A 21,662-nucleotide genomic window follows, 5' to 3' on the forward strand; every position below is an offset into this window, starting at 1 on the left:
TTTTCAGCAAGAAAATGAACAGGGCGGCGCTCTTGCGGGCGGCGGCGCCGTTAACCTTGATTTCGAGTTAACCGGCTTCGGCGGATTGGCCGAGGAGCGCGATGGCGAGGCCCGTGGCGGCGAGGGTGTAGAAGAGCGCGGCGCGGGGGCCGGTGCTGGCGCGGGCGGCAAGCAGGCTTTGCAGCGCGTAGTAGAGCGCGAAGGCACGGCTGGCGAAGGCGATGATCTCGAAAACGTGGTAGCCCCATGTCAGCGCGAGGCCAGCGGCGGTGAGGAGCGCGTAGGCGGCGGGCTGGGAGACCCGGCCGCGCGTAAGTTCCTGCACGAGGCCGCCGGAGCCGCCGGTATCGGCCACAGCGGCGGAGAATTGCGCGGCCAGTGCGGCGGCGACGAGGAGCGGCGGCAGGATGGGGGCGACGACGCGCATCATGTCGATGATCGCGGTTTCGGAGGTTTCGATCTCGCCGGGCGGGAAGATATAGGCCGCGAGCAGGATGTAGGCCATGTAGATCGCGGTGGCGATGAGCTGGGCGCGCCTCATCGAGGTGATGCGGCGCGGGGCGGTGTAGCTCTGGCCGAGGTAGCGCGAGGTCTCGAAGCCCTGCACGGTGACGATGAGGCCCATCGCGAGGGTGAGCGCGGGCCAGGGGCCGAGCTGCACCGGTTTGACGATGAGCTCCCCTGCCCCGGCCTTGGCGGTGAAATACACAGCGAGGCCAAGGAGCAGCCCGGCGATGATCGCGAGCTTCAGGGTGACGGCATAACGCTCCATCCCTTCGAGCGCGGCGAAACCGCGGGACCAGCCAGTGACAAGGATCAGCGCGAAGGCGGCGGTGGTGGTGAGGCGCGCGGCAAGCGGGCTGTCGAACGGGGTGAGGGTGACTGCGAAGCTGCCGAAGAGGTTGAGGTAATAGGCGACCGAGATGACATAGGCGAAGGCCAGCGCCCATGAGGCCAGGGTTTCGATATGGCTGTCTGCTGCCGGTCGCTGCCCCTCTTCGATCCGGGCGATGTTGCGGCGGATGGCGGCGCCGAAGCCCCAGGCGAGGGCGCAGAGCGCGGCCATGACCGCGGGCGCCCATGCCCCGTAGGCGTGGTCGAGCAGCGGGCCGAGCACCAGAAAGCCGGAGCCGATGATCGAAGCCAGCGGGGTGACGGTGGCGCGCCAGCCCTCGGCGCGGGCGATGCGAGGCCAGAGCAGAACGCCGCCGGCAAGGAGCACGGCGGCGAGAACTGCGAGATCGAGGGCAGGCAAGGTGCGGGGCTTTTACTTGCCCAGCTTGGAGAGCTGCTCCTGAAGCGCGGCGAGCTGGCTCTTTATGGCGTCGAGATCCTGGCCGTCGTCCTTTTTGCCCGCGGCGGGCTTGGCGGCGGGGGCGGTGCCCTCGTCATCCGGCGCGGGGCCGGAGGAGCCGAAGGGGGTGGCGATGCCGCCGGTCATGGCCTTGAGGAAGGCCTCCTGCTGCGCGCGCATCGCGTCGAACCCGGGCATGGAGGCCATCGGGTTCATCTTGGTCATGTTCTCCATCATCGTGCTCTGGCCGTTCTGCAGCATCTCGAAGGAGGATTGCAGGAAGGCGGGCACGATGGACTGGGCCTGACTGGCGTAGCTGCGTACGAGATCGGTGAGCACGCCGGTGGGCAGCACGTTGTCGCCCTTGCTCTCGTGCTCGGCGATGATCTGGAGAAGGTATTGGCGGGTCAGGTCATCGCCCGATTTCAGATCGACGATCTGAACCTCGCGGCCATCGCGGATGAAGTTGGAGATATCCTCCAGCGTCACGTAGTCGGAGGTTTCGGTATTGTAGAGCCGCCGGCTCGCGTACCGCTTGATGAGCAGCGGCGCCTTGTCGTCCGACATGCAAGTTCTCCCGTTTTGCAGTGCAGCGAAGGGGAGCGTAGTGCAGCATTTTTGAAAAAGAAAGCGTTTAGAGCAGGACGGCCCTGCCCCGCGCTCCCGCTCCCCGCCCACCCGGCCCGGCCCCGCAAATGAAAATGGGCGGACCGCGCGGTCCGCCCATTTCAGTGCGCCCTCAGGGAGGAGGAAGGGCGCGGGAGTGTGCTACAGCCTTGCGGGCGCCTTACTTGGCGGCAGCGGCTTTCTTGGCAGCGGTGGTCACGTCGGCGGTGGCCTTCTTCACGGCCGCGGTGGCCTCTTCGGAGAAGTCCTTGCCGGCGGCCAGCATCAGCTCGACGGTTTCCATCTGCACCTTCTTCGCAACTTCAGCGAAGGCGGCCATGTTCTCGGCGGTCATTTCGGCCTGGGCCGAAGCGAAGTCGGTCATGGCTTTGGTGTAGTCGGTGGGCTCGTCCTTCACTTTGGTGAGGGCGGAGGCCTTCGAGATGGTCTCTTTGGTCCACTTCGAGGAGATCTCGGTGGAGGTGGCAGCGGCTTCGAGAGCCACGGCGGAGAGTTTCTCGCCGAGGGCGGCGGAAGATTTGAAGACGTCCTGCATGGCGGTGGCGTCCACGGGGAACGCGGCCATCATGTCTTGCATCATCTTGGTCATGTCGTTGGTTGCGGCTTTGGCCATGGGTCTATCTCCTTCAGGTGCGGCGGGCACCGGTTGCTTCGGGTTTGCCTTGGATGCGCTGTTGCACCCTCTGGCGTTGTCTTCGAGAAGATAGATACATGCTGCAGTGCAGAAATTCAAGACTTTTTCTGCACCGCAGCAAAAATTTAGTTTTCAGCAAAAACAGCTATTTAGCCGCGATCACATAGGTTCCGGGCGCTTTTGCGAGTGCAGGATGGCTGGAATCGCCCGGCTGGCGGGCCGCGACCTGCTTGCCGGAGCGCTTGCGCAGCCAGCTCTCCCACCGGGGCCACCACGAGCCCTCGTTATACTCCGCCGCCTCCTGCCAGTCTTCCGGCTCGGCGGGCATGTCGGGGTTGGTGTAATGGCCGTATTTCTTTTTGGACGGCGGGTTGACGATGCCGGCGATATGGCCGCTTTCCGAGAGGATGAAGGTCTTGTCCTTCGAGCCCATCTGGCGGACGCCACGATAGCTCGCCTTCCATGCGGCGATGTGATCGGTCTCGCAGGCGATGGCGCAGACCGGCACGTCGATGTCGGACAGCGAGAGGCGGGCATCGCAAAGCTCGATCTCGCCCTTGGCCAGCTGGTCCTCCTGACAGAGCTTGCGGAGATACTCGACCGACATCTTGGCGGGCAGGTTGGTGCTGTCGCCATTCCAGTAGAGCAGATCGAAGGCCGGGGGCGTCTCGCCCATCATGTAGCTGCGGATCGCCGGGCGGTAGATGAGATCGTTCGAGCGCAGGTAGGAGAAGGTGCGCGACATGTAGAAACTGTCGAGATAGCCCTTCTCCGTCACCTCGGCCTCGATGCCGTCGACGAAATCATCGGTCAGGAACACGCCCACCTCGCCCTGATCGGAGAAGTCGGTGAGGGTGGTGAAGAAGGTGGCGCTTTTGACCGTATCGTCGCCGCGCTGCTTGAGCAGCGAGAGGGTGAGCGCCAGCGTGGTGCCGGCGATGCAGTAGCCGATCACGTTGACCTTCTTCTCGCCGGTGATCGCCTTCACCTCGTTCAGGGCGGTGAGGTAGCCCTCTTCGATGTAGTCGCTCATGCCGGTCTCGCGGTAGCCCGCATCGGGGTTGACCCAGCTCACCACAAAGAGCGTGTAGCCCTGTTCGGTGATCCATTTGATCAGCGAGTTCTGCGGCTTCAGGTCGAGAATGTAGAACTTGTTGATCCACGGCGGGAAGATGATGAGCGGGGTGGCATATTGCTTGTCGGTCGCGGGCGCATATTGGATCAGCTCGAACATGCGGTTGCGGAACACCACCTCGCCCTCGGTGGTGCCGATGTTGCCGCCGACCTTGAAGGCCTCCTTGTCGGCGAGGTTGACCACGAAGTCGCCGTGGTGGTCCTCGAGATCCTTAACGAGGTTCTCCAGACCGTCGACGAGGCTTTGGCCATCGGTCTCCACCGCGCGCTCCAGCGCCTCGGGGTTGGTGGCCAGAAAGTTGGTGGGGCTCATCAGGTCGACGATCTGCTTGGAGAAATACTCCAGCCGCTTCTTGTCGCCCGGCTCCATGCCATCGAGCTCCTCGACCGCGTTGCCGATGGCCTGCGAGGAGAAGAGGTACTGCTGCTTGATGTAGTTGAAGTAGGGGTGGGTTTGCCACAGCGGCGAGGAGAAGCGCGGGTCGGTGCCGGAGGCATCCTCGGGTGGTTGCAGCTTGCCATGCGCGAGTTGCTGACCGCTGTCGATGTAGTGCTTGAGCGTCTTGCCCCAGTAGCTGACCTGCTGCTCGAAGATCTTGGAGGGATTCGACATCATCTCTTGCCAGTAGGCCGCGGCGGCCTTGGCATAGAGCTCGGGCGACGGGCCTTGCAGCGAGGGGGCGACCTGACGCTGGTGGCTCAAGGCAGCGACAAGACGTTGCGAAAGCGCCTCTATCTTCGCCAGGTTCTCCTCCAGCTTGGAGGGATCGACGGGTGCGCCGTTTTCGTCAGTTGTCATGGTAAGCATTCCCCCCTAACTTCTTTTTAAAAGGTAGCGCCGCAAGCTTGGGAGGGGCAAGCGGCATGTTGCCCCAGCGGCACGGAGGGGCCGAGGGGCAGAGAAAGGCGCGCGATGAAGAGCATGATGAGCTATGATGCGATGGAAGCGCTTCGCATCACCAACCAGTGGCTTGGCGCGTCTGCCAAGGCGCTTTACTCCTATCCGGCCTTCGGGCTCTCGACCAATCCGTTCGTCGCGATGACGGCGGCATGGGGCGAGGTGACCGAGCGGAGTTTTGCCCGGATGGTGCTGAAACCCGACTGGAACATCTCGCACGTGGTCGGCGAGGATGGCCGTGACCATCTGGTGAACATCGAGGTGGAGGTGGCGCGCCCGTTCGGCGACCTGATCCACTTCAACGTGCTGGGCCGGGAAGAGAAGGAGCGCAAGGTGCTGCTCGTGGCGCCGATGAGCGGCCACTATGCCACGCTGCTGCGCTCGACCGTCATCAGCCTGCTGCCCGATTGCGAAGTCTACATCACCGACTGGCACAACGCGCGCGACATTCCGGTGAGCGAGGGCAAGTTCGACATCGAGGATTACACGCTCTACCTCGTGGACTTTCTGCGCGAGCTGGGGCCGGACACCCATGTGATTGCCGTCTGTCAGCCCGCGCCGATCGCGCTGGCCGCCACGGCCTATCTGGCCGAGGAAGACCCGGACGCCCAGCCCAACACGCTGACCCTCATCGGCGGCCCGATCGACCCGGGCGCCGCCCCCACCGAGGTGACGGACTTTGGCCGTTCAGTCACGATGGGCCAGTTGGAGCAGCACGTGATCCAACGCGTGGGCTTCAAGTATCGCGGCGCCGGGCGGCTGGTGTACCCCGGCCTGCAACAGCTTGCCTCTTTCATTGCGATGAACTCCGAGACCCATGCCAAGGCCTTTGCCGATCAGGTGGTGGCCGTGGCCAAGGGCGAGGCCAGCGAGAGCGACCGGCACAACAAGTTCTACGACGAATACCTCGCCGTGATGGACATGACCGCCGAGTTCTACCTTTCGACGGTGGAGCGGATCTTCAAGGAGCGTGAGATTGCCCGCAATGTCTTCGAAGTCGATGGCAAGCGGGTGGATATCTCGAAGATCACCGATGTTGCCGTGAAGACGGTTGAGGGCGCGAATGACGATATCTCCGCCCCCGGCCAATGCGTGGCCGCGCTGGAGCTTTGCACCGGCCTTCCCGACAATATGAAGGCGAGCCATCTTGAGCCGGGTGCCGGGCACTACGGCATCTTTGCGGGCCGCAGCTGGCGCAACAACATCCGGCCGCTGGTGCTGGAGTTCATCGACGCCAACTGCCGCCACGCCAAGAAGGCGAGCAAGCCGCGGGTGGTGAAGAAGGCCTCGTAGGCGAAACGGGTGGTGGGCAGAGTGCCCACCTGCCCTCACCTCAAGACGAGCGGTGCGTCGAAGAAGTCTTTCAGCGCGTGGTTCACCGCAGAGGGATGCTCCAGCGTGAGGTAGTGCCCGCCGCCGGAGATCACCTTCAACTCGGCATTCGGGATCAGCTCGGCCAGAAACTCGTGGCGCTTGGGGCCATAGAGGTGATCTTCCTCGCCGCACATCACCAACACCGGCTGCTTGGCCTTGCGGAGGGTGCGCTGCGGGTCGGGGCGGCGCTGCAGTGCGCGGGATTGGCGGACGAAGACATCGGGGCCGAGGGCCTCGGCCATGTCGAGCATCAGCTCGATGACCTCTCCCTTATGCGCCACATCGCCCACGCCAGCGGCCTCGATCCGGGCCTTGGCGACCTCGATCAGCCGGCCGTTGCGCACGCCGATAATGCCCGGCTCCCGGTCGGCGGCCACATGGGGCGGCTCGGGCAGGGCTGTGGTGGAGATCAAAGCAAGGCGGCTCACCCGGTCGGGCGCGCGATTGAGCACCTCCATCGCGACCATGCCGCCCAGCCCCACGCCGCAGAGCACAAAGCGCTTGGGCGCGCCGTCGAGCACCCGCTGGGCGAGCGCGCCGATGCTGTCGGCATGGGCCATCGAGCCGATCTGTACCGCGCGGCTGGCGGAAAAGCTCATGATCTGCGGCCAGAAGGCCCGCGCATCGCACATGAACGCGGGTAAGAATACGACGGGGTCGGCCATTGTCTGCCAGTCCTTGCCTCGCGCCGCTCTCAGGGGGCGGCTTCGGGCCAGAGGCTACCGCCGCGCCCCTGCTGCTGCAAGGGCACAAGAGCGTGTGGGGTGGGCGGAGACCCGCCGCCGGGCAGCCTGCCTAGGCTGCGCCGTTCCACTGAAACTCGCCATTCGGCCCGAGCGGGGAATGCGGGTTCCACGCGATTTCCCAGATGTGGCCCTCCGGGTCGGCGAAATAGCCGATGTGACCGCCCCAGAAGATATCATGCGCCGGTTTCAGCACCCGTGCCCCGGCGGCCTCGGCCCGCTCCAGCAGGGCGGCGACCTCTTCCTTTTCGCGGACATTGTAGGAGTAGGTCGCGGCGCCGTGGCCGAGGCTCTCGACTGGCACGCCCATGTCACGCGCCAGCATCTCGATCGGGTAGAGGCCGAGGGTGGCGCCGATGAGATCGAAGGCGATGACCCCGTCAGGCGCCTCGGCCCGCTGCCAGCCAAGCGCCTCGTAGAAGGCTGCGGCCTTATCCGGCTCGCGCACGCCGAGGGTGATGAGGCTGATCCGCTGGTCCATGAGGTTCTCCCGCTTTGATGCCCGCAAGTTAGGCAAACAAAGCGTGAACGTCTAGCCCTTCTTGCGGGTCAGGATCACGTACATCGCGAGGCAGAGGGTGATGATATCGGTAATCATGGTGGGCGCGGGCGTGTAGCCCGGTGCGCCCGCATCGCCGGGATCGAGCTGGCGGATAGTGGCGGTCAGCTCCTGGCTGTCACCCGCCGAGAGGCCCAGATCATCGCCGCCTTCGACCAGCTTTTCTAGCGCCTTGGCGAATTGCTCCCAGGCCAGATCAGGGCCGACCATCGCGCCGAGCAGGTCGGCAATGGCCTGGGCCAGCGCCACTGCCTGCTCGCGCAGACCGGCGATATTGGCCTGATGCGACCGCATGGACTGGCGCTCGGGGTAGGACAGCTTGCGCGGGTTACCGAAGCGGAGGGTCAGGAAGCCCTCGGCTGAGCGCAGATCGCGCTGGATCATCTCGAGCTGGCTCTTCCAGCGCTCGACCTTCTCCATGATCTCGCCGTGCTTGGTGGAGGTGGTCTTCACCGAGGCCCCGGCCTGCACCTTCATGGTTTCGGCCACGACCTGCTGCGTCAGGGTGCGCAGCATGATCTTTTTCGCTTCGTGGTTCATGGGTCACTCACTCGTCATGTGAAATGAATTTTCAGGATGGGTCGGGGAGCCGAAATTTCTCCCGCAAGGTGGAAGGTAGTGAGCCGCGCGGGGGCGCGCAACCGTGCGGTGTGGATTTTACAAAGGCGTCATCTTGGGCCGGGGCGGCGCCTAGAGCGCGGCGAGCACCTCGGCCACGGCCTGCTCGATCAGCGCCAGTTGCGCCGGGGCGGAGAAGCGGTGATCGGCGCCCTTGACCAGCGTGAGGCGGATGTCGTCGCCGGTTGCGTGGGCGAGCAGGCGCAGGGCGACATCCTGACTCACATCGGCGTCCGCCGTGCCCTGCAGCATCCGCACCGGGAAGGGCAGCGGCAGGGGATCGCGCAGCACGAGCTGTTGGCGGCCTTCCTCGATCAGGCGGCGGGTGATGATGTAGGGCTCGCCGTAGTCGGAGGGCAGCGCCACTTGCCCGGCCTCGGCCAGCTCGGCCTTTTGCGCCTCGGAAAAACCGGCCCACATGCTGTCTTCTGTAAAGTCCGGCGCGGCGGCGATGGTGACGAGGCCAGCCAGTTTTGCGCCCAGCCGCTTGGCCATCAGCAGCGAGATCCAGCCGCCCATGGAGGAGCCGACAAGCACCTGCGGGCCGTCGGTCAGCGCGGTGATCGCCGCAGCGGCATCCTCGGCCCAGTCGCCGATGGTGCCCTCGGTGAAGGCGCCGGAGCTTTCGCCGTGGCCGGAATAGTCGAACCGCAGGAAGGCGCGGCCCTGTGCCTTGGCCCAGGCTTCCAGATGCACCGCCTTGGTGCCCTGCATGTCGCTCTTGAAGCCGCCGAGAAAGACCACGCCCGGCCCTGCCCCCGCGCTGCGGTGGTAGGCGATGCGGCGGCCCTGGGGCGTTTCGAGATATTCGGGCATTGAGGCTGTCTCCGTGGTGTTGGCGGCCAACCTACGGTCGCCCACCTGCCCCATCAACCCTCTTGCCCCGGCGCGCATTTTCGGCGCAAATCCGGCCCCATGACATACCCGCGTTACACCGATCTGGCCCAGGGCCTGCCCTCCACCGTGCCGTTTGTCGGCCCCGAAACACAGGAACGAGCCAGAGGCCGCGAGTTCGACGCGCGGCTGGGCGCCAACGAGAGCGGTTTTGGCCCCTCGCCCGCAGCGATCCGCGCAATCGGCGAGGCGGCGCGGGGCGCGTGGATGTATGGCGACCCGGAGATGCACGACCTGCGCCGCGCCCTCGGCAGCCACCTTGGCGTGGCCCCCGAAGCGGTGATGCCGGGCGAAGGGATCGACGGGCTCTTGGGCTACCTCGCCCGCCTGCTGGTGGCGCCGGGCGATGCGGTGGTGACCTCGGATGGCGCCTACCCGACCTTCAACTTTCACGTCGCGGGCTATGGCGGGGTGCTGCACAAGGTGCCCTACCGCGACGATGCCGAAGACCCCTCCGCATTGGTGGCCAAGGCGGCGGAGGTGGGGGCCAAGATGGTCTACCTCGCCAACCCCGACAACCCGATGGGCAGCTTTCACGGCGCCGAGGCGCTGGCCGGGATGCGTGCCGCCCTGCCCGAGGGCTGCCTGCTGGTGCTCGACGAGGCCTATGTGGAGTTCGCCCCCGAAGACGACCTGCTGGAGCTGGACCCGTCTGACGAGGGGATCCTGCGGTTGCGCACCTTCTCCAAGGCCTACGGGCTGGCGGGGCTGCGCGTGGGCTACGCGGTGGGCCACCCCGAACTGATCGACGCCTTCAACAAGATCCGCAACCACTTCGGCCTTGGCCGGGTGGCACAGTCGGGCGCGCTGGCCGCGCTGGCCGATACCGCGCATCTCGCCCGCGTGCAGGGTGAGGTGGAGGCGGCAAAGCGGCGGATCGGACGGATCGCGAAGGCCAACGGGCTCACCCCCCTGCCCTCGGCGACCAACTTCGTGACCCTCGATTGCCACGGCGGTGTGACCCGGGCCAAGGCGCTGGTGGCGGAGCTAGGCAAGCGCGGCGTCTTCGTGCGGATGCCCTTTGCGGCTCCGCAGGACCGATGCATCCGCATTTCGGCGGCCCCGGAGGCGGAACTGAGCGTGTTCGAGCGGGTGCTGCCCGAGGCGCTGGCGGCCATCGGCTGAGCCGATCACGTAAATGAGACTCGTGGCGCGCTAGACCGGCGTTAGGCTTGGGCCAGAACCGGAGAGAGAAATGCGCCATCGCCCCATCGGACGGGTTGAAGACTATACCGTGCCGTTCCTCGTGAGCGCGGGGTTCACCCTGTTCTTCGGGTTCATGATTGTGGCCGCGCTTTGGGGCTGGGGTGCGGTGCTGCTGGTGAGCGTCACCCTCGACCGGCTGATCGCGCGGCTGCGGCGCTAGGCCTGCCGCGCGAACGCCGAGTCAGGCGCAGGCCCGGGCCGCTGCCTCCAATGCGCCACGGCCATGGTCGATCTCGAGCGCGGTCATCCCTGCCTCGATCGCACCGAGCGCGCCCAGCACCATGTGGGTGTTTAGGTGGCCCATGTGACCAATCCGGAAGAAGCCATCGCCCTCGGGATCGTCGCGGCGATACATGCCGAGGCCGATGCCGAGCGTGACGCCGGTGTTGGCCTCCAGCCATTTGCGCAGCCGTTTGCCGTTTTCGCGCCCGATGGAAAGCGCGGTGACGGCATGGGTGCGCAGGGCCGGATCCTCAACGTTGAAGCGCAGCGGGCCGCCCTGCCCCCAGGCCTCGACCGCCGACCAGACCGCGCCGGCAAGCCGCCGATGCCTCTCCCAGACGTTCTCGAGCCCTTCCTCGTGGATCATGGTCAGCGCTTCGCGCAGGCCGAAGAGGTGGTGGGTGGGGGCGGTGCCGCCGAAATACTGGTAGAAGAACTGCGGGTTCGCGCGCGGCGTCCAATCCCAGTAGAGGGTGACCATATCGGCGCTCTTGTGCGCCTCGTCGGCGCGGTCATTGAAGAAGACGAAGCCAAGGCCCGGCGGGGTCATCAGGCCCTTCTGTGAGGCAGCGACCATGAGATCAGCGCCCCAGGCATCCATCTCGAAGGTGTCGCAGGCGAGCGAGGCGATGCAATCGACGCAGAGCAGTGCGGGGTGGCCGGCCTTGTCGAGAATATCGCGCAAAGCCTTGATATCATTTCGCACCGAGGTGGCGGTATCGACATGGGCCACCAGCACCGCCTTGATCTTGTGGTCCTTGTCGGCGGCCAGCGCCTCGGCAAAGGCGGGCTGGTCGACCGTGCCCTGATTGCCAAAGTCCAGCCGCTCGACTTCGGCGCCCAGCTTTTCGGCCACATCCGCCCAGCCGTGGGTGAAGCGCCCGGTGCAGAGCGCGAGAACCTTGTCGCCGCGCGACAGCACGTTGGTCAGCGCTGCCTCCCACGCCCCGTGGCCGTTGCAGATGTAGATCGCGGCATGATGCTGCGTGCGGGCCACGGCCTTGAGATCGGGGATCATCGCATCGACCATATCGGCCAGCGCGCCCTCGTAGATATTGGGGGCACCGCGGTGCATGGCTTGCAAAACGCGGTCGGGCATCACAGATGGGCCGGGGATGGCGAGGTATTCGCGGCCGTTGGCGAGGGTCATGGGCTTGCTCCGGGGAGGGTCGTTGCCGCGCACCTTATGCCCGCTCGGCGCGGCGTCAACACCGCACGCGCTTGTTTGGACAGGGCGCAGAGGCTATTCCCCGCGAAACAGTTGGAAAGGGGCCCCATGCTGGACGGGCTGAAGAAATGGCTGAAGAGCAAGGAGCGGGCGATCCGCACCTCCTTTGGCGATGACATCTCCACGCCCGAGAAGCGGCGGCAGGCGAAGTGGCATTTTCACCTCTTCGACCATGCATGGCTGCGCACCTTCTGGACCAACTTCGACAAGGTGGCCGAGGGAGTTTACCGCTCCAACCACCCCGGCCCCGAAAGGTTGAAAAAGTACAAGGCGATGGGGATCACCACGGTACTCAACCTGCGCGGTCAGGAGAGCGGTTTCTCGCCCTGGCTGTTCGAGGAAGAGGCCTGCCGGGAGCTTGGGCTGAACCTCGTGGTGGCCAAGATTTATGCAAGGCGACCAGCCACTCGCGCGGAGATGTTGAACCTGATCCACACGCTCAAGACGATTGAGAAGCCGTTCGTGATGCACTGCAAGTCGGGCGCGGACCGGGCGGGCCTTGCCTCGGTGCTCTACAAGCTGATTGTTGAAAAATCCTCCATCGAGGAGGCACGTAAGCACCTCTCGCCGCGCTATCTTCACCTGAAATGGACCAAGACCGGCGTTTGCGACCACATCATCGACATGTGGGAGGCCGATCACATCGCCACGGGCATCGGGGCGGAGGAATGGTTTCTCACCAAATACGACCCGGAGGCGGTGGCGCGCAGCTTTGCCGCACGTAGCCGGAAGGACGCCGCGTGAGCGAACCGCGGCACACAGCCTTTGGATGGCTTTGGCGGGGCTACCTGAAGCCGCATTGGCCGGCGCTGGTGTTCGCCGGGATGCTCATGGCCATCGAAGGCTCGATGCTGGGCTTTCTCAGCTACATGATGAAGCCGATGTTCGACTCCGTCTTCATCGCCGGGCAAAGCGGCGCGCTCTGGACGGTGGGGCTTGGCATTCTGGCCATTTTCCTCATCCGCGCCTTCACCTCGGTGGGGCAAAAGCTGTTGCTGGCGCGGGTCGCCTCGAACGTGGTTTTCAAGATGAAAACCCGGCTCGTCGCCCACCTGATGCGGCTCGACACCACGTGGCACGGGCGCAACCCGCCCGGCGCGCTGATCGAGCGGGTCTCCAACGACACGGGTGCGGTGCGCGAGGTGTCCAATGTGGTGATCACCGGGCTCGGGCGCGACGTGGTGGCGCTGATCTCGCTGCTGGCGGTGGTGCTCTGGATCGACTGGCAGTGGACGCTGGTGGCGCTCATCGGCACGCCGCTGCTGGTGGCCCCGACCCTGCTGGCGCAGGCCTTCATCCGCCGCACCGCCATGAAGGACAGGCAGCTGGCGCAGCACATGTCCGTCAGGCTGGACGAGGTGTTTCACGGCATCAACCCGATCAAGTTGAACCGGCTGGAGGACTACCAGTCGCGCCGGTTTGACGGACTGGCCGCCGAGCGCAGGGGCACGGAGGTGCGCAATCAGGTTGGCCGCGCGGCGATTCCGGCGCTGATCGACGTGATGACCGGCATCGGGTTTTTCGCCGTGCTGATCTACGGCGGCCGCGAGATCATCGGCGGTGACAAGACGGTCGGCGAGTTTATGAGCTTCTTCACCGCCATGGCGCTGGCCTTCGAGCCGCTTCGGCGGTTGGGGCAGATCAGCGGGGTCTGGCAGGCCGCGCAAGTGAGCCTTGGCCGGGTGCGCGAGATGTTTGACGTGCGGCCTTCGCTGACCTCGCCCGCCGCGCCCAAGGCCGCCCCGGCGGGGGATATCGTATTTGACGACGTGCGACTGAGCTATGGCGATGCGCCGGTGCTGAACGGGCTTTCGCTCACCGCCAAGGCAGGCGAGACCACCGCGCTCGTCGGCCCGTCGGGTGCCGGAAAATCGACCGTTTTCAACCTGCTGACGCGGCTTGTTGACCCATCTTCCGGGCAGATCACGCTGGGCGGCACGCCGATTGGCGCGATCGGCCTGCCGGAGCTGCGCGGCCAGTTCTCGATGGTGAGCCAAGAGGCGCTGCTGTTTGACGACAGCCTGCGCGAGAACATTCTGCTGGGCCGCGAGGTGCCGGAGGCGCGGCTCGACGCGGCGCTGGAAGGCGCCCATGTGGCGGACTTTTTGAAGGACTTCCCCGAGGGGCTGGAAAGCCCTGCCGGGCCGCGCGGCTCCAGCCTTTCAGGCGGGCAGCGGCAGCGGATTGCCATCGCCCGTGCCCTGCTGCGCGACGCGCCGGTGCTGCTGCTGGACGAGGCCACATCGGCACTCGACACCAAGAGCGAGGCGGTGGTTCAGGCGGCGCTGGACGCGCTCAGCCAGGGCCGCACCACGCTGGTGATCGCACACCGCCTCTCGACCGTGCGCAATGCCGACAAGATCGTGGTGATGCAGGCCGGCCGGGTGGTGGAAGAAGGCACCCATGACGCACTGCTGGCGCGCGGCGGCACCTATGCCGAGCTCTATCGCCTGCAATTCGCCGAGGAAGGCTAGCGCCCTATGTCTGCGCCCATGGATCGCACCGTTTTTCGCATCACCGGTACCGACCGGCTCGAGTTCTTGCAGAACCTCGTCACCAACAACGTGAAGGGGCTGGAGAACGGCCTTGTCTGGGCCGCGCTGCTGACGCCGCAGGGCAAATATCTGGCCGATTTCTTCCTCGTGCCGGAGGGAGAGGCGCTGCTGGTCGATGTGGCCAAGCCGCTGGCCGCCGATCTGGCGAAACGGCTGAAGATGTACCGACTGCGGGCTGATGTGCAGATCGAAGAGACCGAAGTGGGCGTGACCCGTGGCACCGGCCCTGCCCCCGAAGGCGCCCTGCCCGACCCGCGCGATCCGGCGATGGGCTGGCGGGGCTACAACGGTGTGCCGGGAGATGACACCGATTGGGACGCCATGCGCGTGGCGCATATCGTGCCCGAGAGCGGGGTGGAATTGGTGCCGGGCGAGAGCTACCCGCTTGAGCTTGGCTTCGAGCGGCTACACGGCGTGGATTTTCGCAAAGGGTGCTACGTGGGGCAGGAAGTGACCGCCCGGATGAAGCACAAGACGGAGCTGAAAAAGGGCCTCGTGCGGGTGGCCGTGGAGGGCGCGACGCCAGTGGGCACGGAGGTGCTGGCCGGAGATCGGCCTGCGGGCGTGCTCTATACCCAATCGGGCGGTCAGGGGCTCGCTTGGCTGCGGTTTGACCGGGCCGACGGGCCGATGCACGCGGGCGATGCGACGGTAATCTGGGACGGACAGCGGCCCTAAAGCGGTAAAACAGGCTCCGAAGGGTGCGCCAAAACCGCACACCCATCGGTTGAAACAGTCTGTTCTCGATCTCCGATCAGGCGCGCTCGGCGTATTCCATCGTTTCGGTATTTACGATGATGTCTTCATCCTGACCGACGAAGGGCGGCACCATGACTTTGACGCCATTGTCGAGGGTCGCGGGCTTGAAGCTGTTGGCCGCGGTCTGGCCCTTCACGACCGGCTCGGTCTCGACGACTTTGCAGGTCACTTTCTGCGGCAGAGTGGCGCTCAGCGCCTCGCTCTCGTAGTACTCGATCACGATGGTCATGCCGTCTTGCAGGAAGGGCCGACGGTCGCCGAGGATGTCGGCGGGCAGCTCGATCTGCTCGTAGGTATCGGTATCCATGAACACCAGCATCCCATCGGATTCATAGAGGAATTGCTGGTCTTTCTGCTCGAGGCGCACGCGCTCGACCTTGTCGGCGGAGCGGAACCGCTCGTTGAGCTTGGAGCCGTTGCGGAGGTTCTTCATCTCGACCTGGGCAAAGGCGCCGCCCTTGCCGGGCTTCACGTGGTCGACCTTAACGGCGACCCAGAGGCCGGCGTTGTGCTCGAGCACATTGCCCGGGCGAATTTCATTTCCGTTGATCTTCGGCATTATGGCGAAACCTTGGCAAAATCTTGAAAGCGGTTTGGCTGGAGCTATATCTTGCCGCTGTTGGGCTGACAAGCCGACTAGATACGGTGGAAGGTGACGTAGAGTTATGCAATGAACGCATAGCTGCCATGACTTAGGCGGCATATCGAATCGGGATGAAACACTCCTATATCGGCGGCACGCCACATCCTCAAGACCAAGAAAAACAAGGAAAACGCATGATTGACTTTGTCGACGGCACGGCTTTCAACCAGGAACAGGGCCAACGCGCTCGCAAGCTCTTTGCGGCGGTTGTTCTTGCGGCTCTGGATGATGCCATCGCGGATGACAAGAAATACGGCAACGGCCCTGAGCAGATCGCCCGCTGGGCGCGGTCGCGCGATGGCCGTGAAGTGCTGAGCTGCGCCGGGATCGACCCCAATGAGCGGGTCGTGGGCGGGCTCATGGAATTTGTCGGCAAGGGTGTCCGCACCTCCGTCGCGCTGTCGCGCGAGGAGAGCGAGCGTCGCCAGGCTGCCGAACAGGCCGAAGCTGCCTGATCCCAACTCCAAGATTTCTGCTCTGCTGCCATGAAATTGCGCCGGCCCCTGTGCCGGCGCTTTTTCGTTTTGGGGCCAGTTTTTAGCGCCCGGCCTTAACGAATGCCGCGGGTCTCCAGCGCGCGGGCGATCTCGCGGCGCACCAGCTTGCGGACGTTCTGGGTGATGCGCTCGCCCATGCGGCCCCTCAGCTCGGCGCGGACCACCTCGGAGACCAGATCGGCAAGGCGGGCCTCGTCGATCATGGCGGGGGCGGCGAGATCATCGGGGGTGTCTGCGAAGGCGATATGGTCCACCTCCGGCTCCCACGGGTCGTCATCATCTTCAACGCTGGTCGCCGCATCGCGGGCATCGGTGCTGATGACGTAACCGTCGAGCGCGGCGTCTTCCGGCTCGGGCGCGTGGCTGGCGCCGCGGTGGCTGCTGCGGAACACAAGCGGGGCATCGGCCTCCATCTCGATCTCTTCCGCCTCGGGCACGCCTTCCGCGCTCGTCTCCGTCGCTGCGGCCTCTGCCTCTTCGGGAAGGGGCAGATCAGGCGCTGTCCAGTCTTCCTCGGGTTCGGGCCAGTCTTCCTCGGCCTCGGCTTCCTCTGGCAGATCCTCTTGCGGGGCCTCCCACTCGGCCTCGGCGAGGGCTGGCTCCTCGGGCAGCTCCGACTCGGCGCTCACGGCAGGCTCGGGGGCCGCTTCCGGCGCGTCCGGGGTGAGGTCGATCACGTCATCCGGCTCGGCCCGGGTAAAGTGCAGGCGGCCAGCGGGAATGTCGGGCGTGGAGAGGTCGATCACCGTGTCGGCGTCATCCTCATCATCCCAGTCGTAGGACGACTCCGAGGCGGCCACCTCGGACCCATCGGGCTCGAAGGCATCGCCATCGTCAAAGGCCTCCTCCAGCCCGGCGACACGGGACTGCAGAGCATCTTCCGGCGCATCGGGCTGAGACGCGACCTCTTCGGCGACCTCCTCCTCCGGCGCATCACCGCCCGCAAGTTCTGCCCAGGATGCATCAAGCGCCGACTCATCCTGCGCTTCGGCCTCAGCGGATTCTATCGCCGGGTTTTCAGCCGCGGCCTCTTCAGGCGCAGCCTCGGGCTCATCTCCGACCCGCAGCGAGGGGGTGAGCACCAGTGCGTCATCGGCCTTCGGCGAGTCGCTGGGCGGGCCAGACTCCGCTTGCGGGCGCGGGCGCGTGGCGTTCTCCGACACGAGGCGCCGGATGGAGGACAGGACATCCTCGATTTCAACGTTCGACATCGGATCAGACATCTACACCTCTCGCCGCGTCAGACTCAGCTTATCCCGCATCATTTCATGGGTGGCTGACGCTTTTGCCCTTTCGCTCCTGCTTTTCCGCAAGCCGTGGCCTGCCGGTCACGTTGGCAGGGGCACGCCCGATACGGAGCCGACCGGGGATCACCGGTCAGAGGTTAACTTTTTGGAGCCCGGCGCACAACTGCGGCGGCAGAAAGCTGCACCGGTGAGTGGCGCTCACTGGCGCTGGAGACGTTCCAGCACCCGGTCGAGCTGCTGCCCCTGTCTGGAGCGCTGTGCCGGTGCGGTTTTGACCGCATTGTAGTAGGCCGCCGGATCATAGGTCTGGATGCCCAGACCGAGGTGCTCCACGGTCAGGAGACCCATCGCAGAAAGAAGTGAATAAAGTGCTACGTATTGCTGGGCCTGCGCATCAATCCGGGCCGAGCGGGCATCAAGCAGGTCTTGCTGGGCGTCGAGCACGTCGAGCGTGGTGGCGGCGCCGAGGTTCTGCTCTTCCTGCACGCCGCGGAAGGCGACGGTGGCCGCGCGGATCTGCTGATCGGTGGCCTGAAGCTGGGCGATGGCGACCCGGAGGTTGGCCCATGCGTTGCCGACGAGCTGTTGCACGTTGTGCGTGGTGCTGAGCAATGCGGCGCGGTTGGCCTCGGTCTGGTTGCGCGCCTTGCGGACCTGCGCCGAGAGTTTGCCGCCGGCGTAGATCGGCTGGTTCAGCTCCAGCCCGAAGCTGGAGCGATCATTGCCCTGATCGTCGAAGCTGAGGTTGGCGGAGCCATCGACACTGAACTTCATCGCCGCCTGCGCCTGCTTGATGCCAAGCTCGGAGGCAGCGACGGTGTGCTGGGCCTGCCGGATCAGCGGGTGGGTGCGCACGGCCACGGCCTGCGCGGCCTCCACGGTGGCGGGGATCTTGGGGGCGCCCGGCGGCGGGGCAAGCGCCTTGGGGTAGCTGCCCACGGCGACGCGGTAGCTTTCGCGCGCAACCTCAAGCGTACCCTGCGCGGCGGCCTCGGAGCTGCGGGCGGCGGCCAGCTGGGCTTCGGCCTGGGCGACCTCGGTGCGGGTCACCTCCCCCACCTCGAAGCGGTCGCGGGCAGCACGGAGTTGCTGGTTGGTGAGCCGGACGTTGGACTGCGCCAGCGCGAGGCTTTCGGCGGCGGCGGTCACATCCATATAGGCCTGAACGGCGGCCAGCAGCACCTGCTGCTCGTAGTTCACCAGCGCCTCGCGGGTGGCGAGCACCGTCTCTTTCTGCACCTCGACGCCAAGCTGGGTGGCGCCGTTGTCATAGAGCGTCATGCTGGCCGAGAGGGTCACGGTGGCACCCAGCTCGTAGTTGGAGGTGGCAGAGGCCGAGGCCCCGGCGGCAAAGGCGATGATCGGGCGCAGGTCGGCCAGCGCGATGGCGACATCTTCATCCGCCGCCCGCAGCAGCGCGCGCTGCTGGTCGAGGATGTGGCTGTGCCGGTAGGCGGTGATCAGCGCGTCGGTCAGCGTTTCGGCAGCGGCGGCCAGCGGTGTGAGGGCGGTGGCCCCTGCCAGAGCGAGCGCAGCCAGCCCTTTGCGAAACTTGAAAAACTTTGCCATTCCGGCCCTCGCCTGCTCGCGCTCTTTGGCGCTGGTCTCTATTGCGTGGCGCGGGGCCACGGTGCCCTCAGAGGGCGAATTCTCGGGTCGCCTCGAAGCCCGGCAGAACCGGAGCAGAGGCGTTGAAGGCGAAGCGCCATGCGATGCGCCCACCCTGCTTGCTGCCAATCTTCACGGTGCCCAGCGTGCCTTCCATCATCAGGCAGGCGATGCGGCCGCCCTCCTTGAGCTGGCCTTCGATGGCCTCGGGCAGCACGCCCACCCCGCCCTCGACGATGATGGCATCATAGGGGCCGTGCTTGGCGGCACCCTCGGCCAGCGGGCCAGTCAGGACCACGGCGTTCATCACCTCTTCGCGGGCGAGGATCGCCTCGGCCTCGGAGGCGAGGTGCTCGTCCTGTTCCAGCGCGACAACGGTATCGGCCATCTCGGCCAAGACCGCCGCCGAGTAGCCCAGCCCGCAGCCCAGATCGAGCACCATGTCGGCCGGGCCGATATCGAGTGCGTCGAGCATCTTGGCGAAGGTGCGTGGTTCCAGCATCACCCGGCCCGGCGCCAGCTCGAGGTTTTCGCCCATGTAGGCAGCCTCGCGCTTGTCGTCCGGCACATAGGCCTCGCGACGGATTTTCAGCATGGCGTCGATGATGGGAAACTTGGTCACATCGGAGGGACGGACCTGGTTGTCGACCATCATCGTGCGGCGGGTGTCGTAGACGCTCATTGGAAAGTAAACTCTTCGGTTCGCTTCGCTTTTCTAGAAGTGCCACGAAACGCCGGGCGAGGCAACATGGGCAATATGCACATGGTGCACAGGGTGTTGCACTTTCTGTGCACTTAAAGGCCTGATCTTTGAAGCCTTTGGCTGGTCGGCGCCCGGGAGGAAGGGCCGACGCGGCGGGCAGTTGGCTCCCCTGCCCCGGCTCGCGGCTTGGAACGCGCGCCGGGGCGCCAGCGTATGATCCGGAGAACGGGTACGCCCCGCGCCCCTCAGATCGGCTCCGGGAGGCCCGCCCCGCAAAGCGCGCGCATCCAGCACAGAGCCACTTGAAAGCCCCCGAGAAACCCGCTACCTCCCCCAGCACCACCCGAATGGACGGCGAGTTGGCGGAGTGGTGACGCAGCGGATTGCAAATCCGTGTACACCGGTTCGATTCCGGTACTCGCCTCCAAACAATTTCAATGACTTAGACGAAATCGAGGCCGCCGCGGCAGCGCCGTCTAAACATTTGTCTAAACATTCTGTTTTTGTTCCGTTCTCATTCGCTGCGCCTCAATAGCCCTGACTTTCTGCCTCACCTTCTTGGTGTAGTGCAGCACCATCGCCGGGCTTTGGCCCGTAATGGATGCGACCAGATCATCCCCGCAGCCAGCTTCGACCAGCTCGCAGGCTGCGTTGTAGCGCCAACTGTGGATGTCATAGTCGAGGGCACCGATTTGCTCGCGAACCGCTCGCACGGCGGCTGACGCGCCCCGGTAGGACCACCTATTGGTACCCCGTTCATTCGTCAGAATGAACACCGAGTTGCGGCTAGCCACTTTGAGGGCCGCTTCCAGCTCTGGAAGGATCGGCACCCAAAGCTCTTTCTTGGTCTTGCTTTGCTTCACGCAGAAGCCACCGTCCTGAATGTCAGACCAGCGCATTTTGAGCACATCGCCGATCCGCTGGCCGGTGCAGACACAGAGTTCCATTACGAGCCGTTGGCGGGTGCCAAGAGGGCAGGCCTCGCGGTAGGCATCGAGCAACTGTCGTGGCCATGGCTCACGCTCGCGCTTCTCTGTTTTGAATTCCGGCACGCCCCGCGCCGGGTTGTTGTCACGCCAACCGAGATCAACGCAGTGTTCCATGAGGACACGAAGCACTCTGAGCGAGTAGTTAGCAAAGTACGCCTTCTCAGCGTTCGCATCGCGCAAGCGGATCACATCCTTGCGCTGCATCTTGGCCGGGTTCCTGTCGCCCATGATCGAGACGAAGAAATCGAGGTGCTTGTCGTAATCCAGCCCTGTCCGAGGCTTGAGGTTCCGATACCTGGGCGACGCCCGGTAGCTTGCGATGAGGGCGACGAAGGAGCGGTGCGCTATGACCTTGGGCTGATCTTTGGTCGCAAGGATATCGGCGTATTCCTTCCAGAACGCAGGCGTCCCGAATTCGCTCTCGAATTTGCGCGACGGCCATCCGCGCCGCTGGAAGTAAATACCGTTCCTTTGACGGTAGACGTGTTTTGGAAGCTCACGCTTTGCCATGACGCATATCTATCCCCTCAAATTCGTCGCCTTCTTTGGGCCGAGAAAGAACAAGTTCGATTTTTCGGCCCTCTATCGTGACACGCCCCACCGACTTTCCGGCGCGTTCAAAAGCATTGAGGAGGTCCAGCGCTTTTTGCTCGATCTTCATCCTTGCCATTGCACGCTCCTCGGGGTTCGCTTCTTCCTTCTGTTCGCGCATCCATGCTGGCTGAATGTGCAGTTAACGCCCATGCAAACGGCGATAGGAAGAGTCTAGGCACACCCCGAATCGGAGGCAACGATCGGGCAGAACAAAAATCTTGAGCCACCAATTTTGTGTCACTAACTGCATATAGGAAATGTGACATTATTATAACAATTGAGCTCGAAAAATCATCTCGCGTGGCCAGATCTACCCCTTACTGCTTGACGCGAGTTTTGGCCCAAAAACTGCCGGAGACAACTTGGTGGGTTGTGTCACTAAATGCATACAGGAACGAGAGGTGCGCGCGTCTACGCGCGCGCGTGGGAACTCCACGCACGCGCTACCGAGGCTGTCCATGACGGGTTGCAGCTGACCTGCGATCAGCGCCCGCCGAAGGCCCGCCTCCTCCCCCCTCCGATAATTGAAGTCTCCGGGGGAAGGAGGCTAGCGACAGCCCCAAAAGCCCAACGGGTCGCGTTACTTTCCAGAGGCCCGGAAAATTCGCCTCTGAGCGCAACAAGCCCCTTGTCGGC

General features: G+C 64.8%; 22 protein-coding genes and 1 tRNA gene. 8 read left to right on the top strand and 15 right to left on the bottom strand.

Annotation, left to right across the window (positions count from 1 at the left end; all coding sequences use genetic code 11):
* Window positions 1-67: 67 nt before the first annotated feature.
* The 4 genes from ACUXVX_RS16945 to phaC form a co-directional block, all read right to left on the bottom strand.
* Window positions 68-1,255 (bottom strand): hypothetical protein, encoded by a 1,188-nt coding sequence (locus ACUXVX_RS16945; protein WP_446309207.1) that lies wholly within the window; start codon window positions 1,253-1,255, stop codon window positions 68-70.
* Window positions 1,256-1,267: 12 nt separating this feature from the next.
* Entirely contained in the window at window positions 1,268-1,861 is a 594-nt protein-coding gene (phaR, locus tag ACUXVX_RS16950; RefSeq protein WP_222494510.1) for a polyhydroxyalkanoate synthesis repressor PhaR, read from the bottom strand.
* Window positions 1,862-2,081: 220 nt separating this feature from the next.
* Window positions 2,082-2,534 carry a Phasin gene (locus tag ACUXVX_RS16955; protein WP_222468457.1) on the bottom strand — a complete coding sequence of 151 codons (453 nt, stop codon included), beginning with the start codon at window positions 2,532-2,534 and terminating at the stop codon, window positions 2,082-2,084.
* A gap of 166 nt (window positions 2,535-2,700) precedes the next feature.
* Entirely contained in the window at window positions 2,701-4,488 is a 1,788-nt protein-coding gene (phaC, locus tag ACUXVX_RS16960) for a class I poly(R)-hydroxyalkanoic acid synthase (RefSeq protein ID WP_261385123.1), read from the bottom strand.
* A 114-nt stretch (window positions 4,489-4,602) separates the two neighbouring features.
* Between phaC and phaZ the strand changes: the two genes are divergently transcribed.
* A complete protein-coding gene (gene phaZ, locus ACUXVX_RS16965) occupies window positions 4,603-5,880 on the top strand; it encodes a polyhydroxyalkanoate depolymerase (protein ID WP_222468455.1) in 1,278 nt (425 codons plus the stop codon).
* Window positions 5,881-5,915: 35 nt separating this feature from the next.
* Here phaZ and ACUXVX_RS16970 read toward each other — a convergent pair whose 3' ends face one another.
* From ACUXVX_RS16970 to ACUXVX_RS16985, 4 genes are all read right to left on the bottom strand, one after another.
* Window positions 5,916-6,626, bottom strand: a complete 711-nt coding sequence (locus ACUXVX_RS16970; RefSeq protein ID WP_222468454.1) for an alpha/beta fold hydrolase — start codon at window positions 6,624-6,626, stop codon at window positions 5,916-5,918.
* A 130-nt stretch (window positions 6,627-6,756) separates the two neighbouring features.
* Window positions 6,757-7,185, bottom strand: coding sequence for a VOC family protein (locus ACUXVX_RS16975; RefSeq protein WP_222468453.1), 429 nt, complete (start codon window positions 7,183-7,185; stop codon window positions 6,757-6,759).
* A 51-nt stretch (window positions 7,186-7,236) separates the two neighbouring features.
* A complete protein-coding gene (locus tag ACUXVX_RS16980) occupies window positions 7,237-7,803 on the bottom strand; it encodes a hypothetical protein (RefSeq protein ID WP_446309209.1) in 567 nt (188 codons plus the stop codon).
* A 150-nt stretch (window positions 7,804-7,953) separates the two neighbouring features.
* Complete coding sequence (locus ACUXVX_RS16985) at window positions 7,954-8,697, bottom strand: alpha/beta hydrolase (protein ID WP_446309210.1); 744 nt, start codon at window positions 8,695-8,697, stop codon at window positions 7,954-7,956.
* Window positions 8,698-8,796: 99 nt separating this feature from the next.
* Between ACUXVX_RS16985 and ACUXVX_RS16990 the strand changes: the two genes are divergently transcribed.
* Both ACUXVX_RS16990 and ACUXVX_RS16995 read left to right on the top strand, forming a co-directional pair.
* On the top strand, window positions 8,797-9,900 hold the full coding sequence (locus ACUXVX_RS16990; RefSeq protein WP_446309211.1) for a pyridoxal phosphate-dependent aminotransferase: 1,104 nt from the start codon (window positions 8,797-8,799) through the stop codon (window positions 9,898-9,900).
* Between the two features lie 70 nt (window positions 9,901-9,970).
* Window positions 9,971-10,141, top strand: coding sequence for a hypothetical protein (locus tag ACUXVX_RS16995; RefSeq protein WP_222468449.1), 171 nt, complete (start codon window positions 9,971-9,973; stop codon window positions 10,139-10,141).
* A gap of 21 nt (window positions 10,142-10,162) precedes the next feature.
* On the opposite strand, the gene ACUXVX_RS17000 is transcribed toward ACUXVX_RS16995, so the two are convergent.
* The gene (locus tag ACUXVX_RS17000) at window positions 10,163-11,353 is read right to left on the bottom strand and encodes a pyridoxal-phosphate-dependent aminotransferase family protein (RefSeq protein ID WP_446309212.1); all 1,191 of its coding nucleotides are present in this window, start codon (window positions 11,351-11,353) and stop codon (window positions 10,163-10,165) included.
* Between the two features lie 126 nt (window positions 11,354-11,479).
* Here ACUXVX_RS17000 and ACUXVX_RS17005 point away from each other — a divergent pair, with 126 nt between their 5' ends.
* The 3 genes from ACUXVX_RS17005 to ygfZ are packed head-to-tail and all read left to right on the top strand — an operon-like array spanning window position 11,480 to window position 14,664.
* Window positions 11,480-12,175, top strand: a complete 696-nt coding sequence (locus tag ACUXVX_RS17005) for a tyrosine-protein phosphatase (RefSeq protein ID WP_222468447.1) — start codon at window positions 11,480-11,482, stop codon at window positions 12,173-12,175.
* Entirely contained in the window at window positions 12,172-13,905 is a 1,734-nt protein-coding gene (locus ACUXVX_RS17010) for an ABC transporter ATP-binding protein (protein WP_446309213.1), read from the top strand. Before ACUXVX_RS17005 ends, ACUXVX_RS17010 begins: the two co-directional genes overlap by 4 nt.
* Before the next feature lie 18 nt (window positions 13,906-13,923).
* Window positions 13,924-14,664, top strand: coding sequence for a CAF17-like 4Fe-4S cluster assembly/insertion protein YgfZ (gene ygfZ / locus ACUXVX_RS17015; RefSeq protein ID WP_446309215.1), 741 nt, complete (start codon window positions 13,924-13,926; stop codon window positions 14,662-14,664).
* 76 nt (window positions 14,665-14,740) lie between these two features.
* On the opposite strand, the gene efp is transcribed toward ygfZ, so the two are convergent.
* Window positions 14,741-15,304, bottom strand: coding sequence for an elongation factor P (gene efp / locus ACUXVX_RS17020; protein WP_222468445.1), 564 nt, complete (start codon window positions 15,302-15,304; stop codon window positions 14,741-14,743).
* A 218-nt stretch (window positions 15,305-15,522) separates the two neighbouring features.
* Here efp and ACUXVX_RS17025 point away from each other — a divergent pair, with 218 nt between their 5' ends.
* The gene (locus ACUXVX_RS17025; protein WP_140015094.1) at window positions 15,523-15,843 is read left to right on the top strand and encodes a DUF6280 family protein; all 321 of its coding nucleotides are present in this window, start codon (window positions 15,523-15,525) and stop codon (window positions 15,841-15,843) included.
* A 95-nt stretch (window positions 15,844-15,938) separates the two neighbouring features.
* Here ACUXVX_RS17025 and ACUXVX_RS17030 read toward each other — a convergent pair whose 3' ends face one another.
* From ACUXVX_RS17030 to ACUXVX_RS17040, 3 genes are all read right to left on the bottom strand, one after another.
* Complete coding sequence (locus ACUXVX_RS17030; protein ID WP_446309216.1) at window positions 15,939-17,108, bottom strand: hypothetical protein; 1,170 nt, start codon at window positions 17,106-17,108, stop codon at window positions 15,939-15,941.
* A 222-nt stretch (window positions 17,109-17,330) separates the two neighbouring features.
* Window positions 17,331-18,701 carry a TolC family outer membrane protein gene (locus tag ACUXVX_RS17035; RefSeq protein ID WP_446309217.1) on the bottom strand — a complete coding sequence of 457 codons (1,371 nt, stop codon included), beginning with the start codon at window positions 18,699-18,701 and terminating at the stop codon, window positions 17,331-17,333.
* A gap of 67 nt (window positions 18,702-18,768) precedes the next feature.
* Window positions 18,769-19,422 (bottom strand): protein-L-isoaspartate O-methyltransferase family protein, encoded by a 654-nt coding sequence (locus ACUXVX_RS17040; RefSeq protein WP_446309218.1) that lies wholly within the window; start codon window positions 19,420-19,422, stop codon window positions 18,769-18,771.
* A 374-nt stretch (window positions 19,423-19,796) separates the two neighbouring features.
* Here ACUXVX_RS17040 and ACUXVX_RS17045 point away from each other — a divergent pair.
* Window positions 19,797-19,870 (top strand) — tRNA-Cys (locus ACUXVX_RS17045).
* Window positions 19,871-19,931: 61 nt separating this feature from the next.
* Here the strand turns inward: ACUXVX_RS17045 and ACUXVX_RS17050 are convergent.
* Complete coding sequence (locus ACUXVX_RS17050; protein WP_446309219.1) at window positions 19,932-20,942, bottom strand: tyrosine-type recombinase/integrase; 1,011 nt, start codon at window positions 20,940-20,942, stop codon at window positions 19,932-19,934.
* A complete protein-coding gene (locus ACUXVX_RS17055) occupies window positions 20,929-21,144 on the bottom strand; it encodes a hypothetical protein (protein WP_446309220.1) in 216 nt (71 codons plus the stop codon). The genes ACUXVX_RS17050 and ACUXVX_RS17055 overlap by 14 nt, the downstream gene beginning before the upstream one ends.
* Window positions 21,145-21,662 lie beyond the last annotated feature (518 nt).

The organism is Vannielia sp. SX4, from assembly GCF_052828525.1.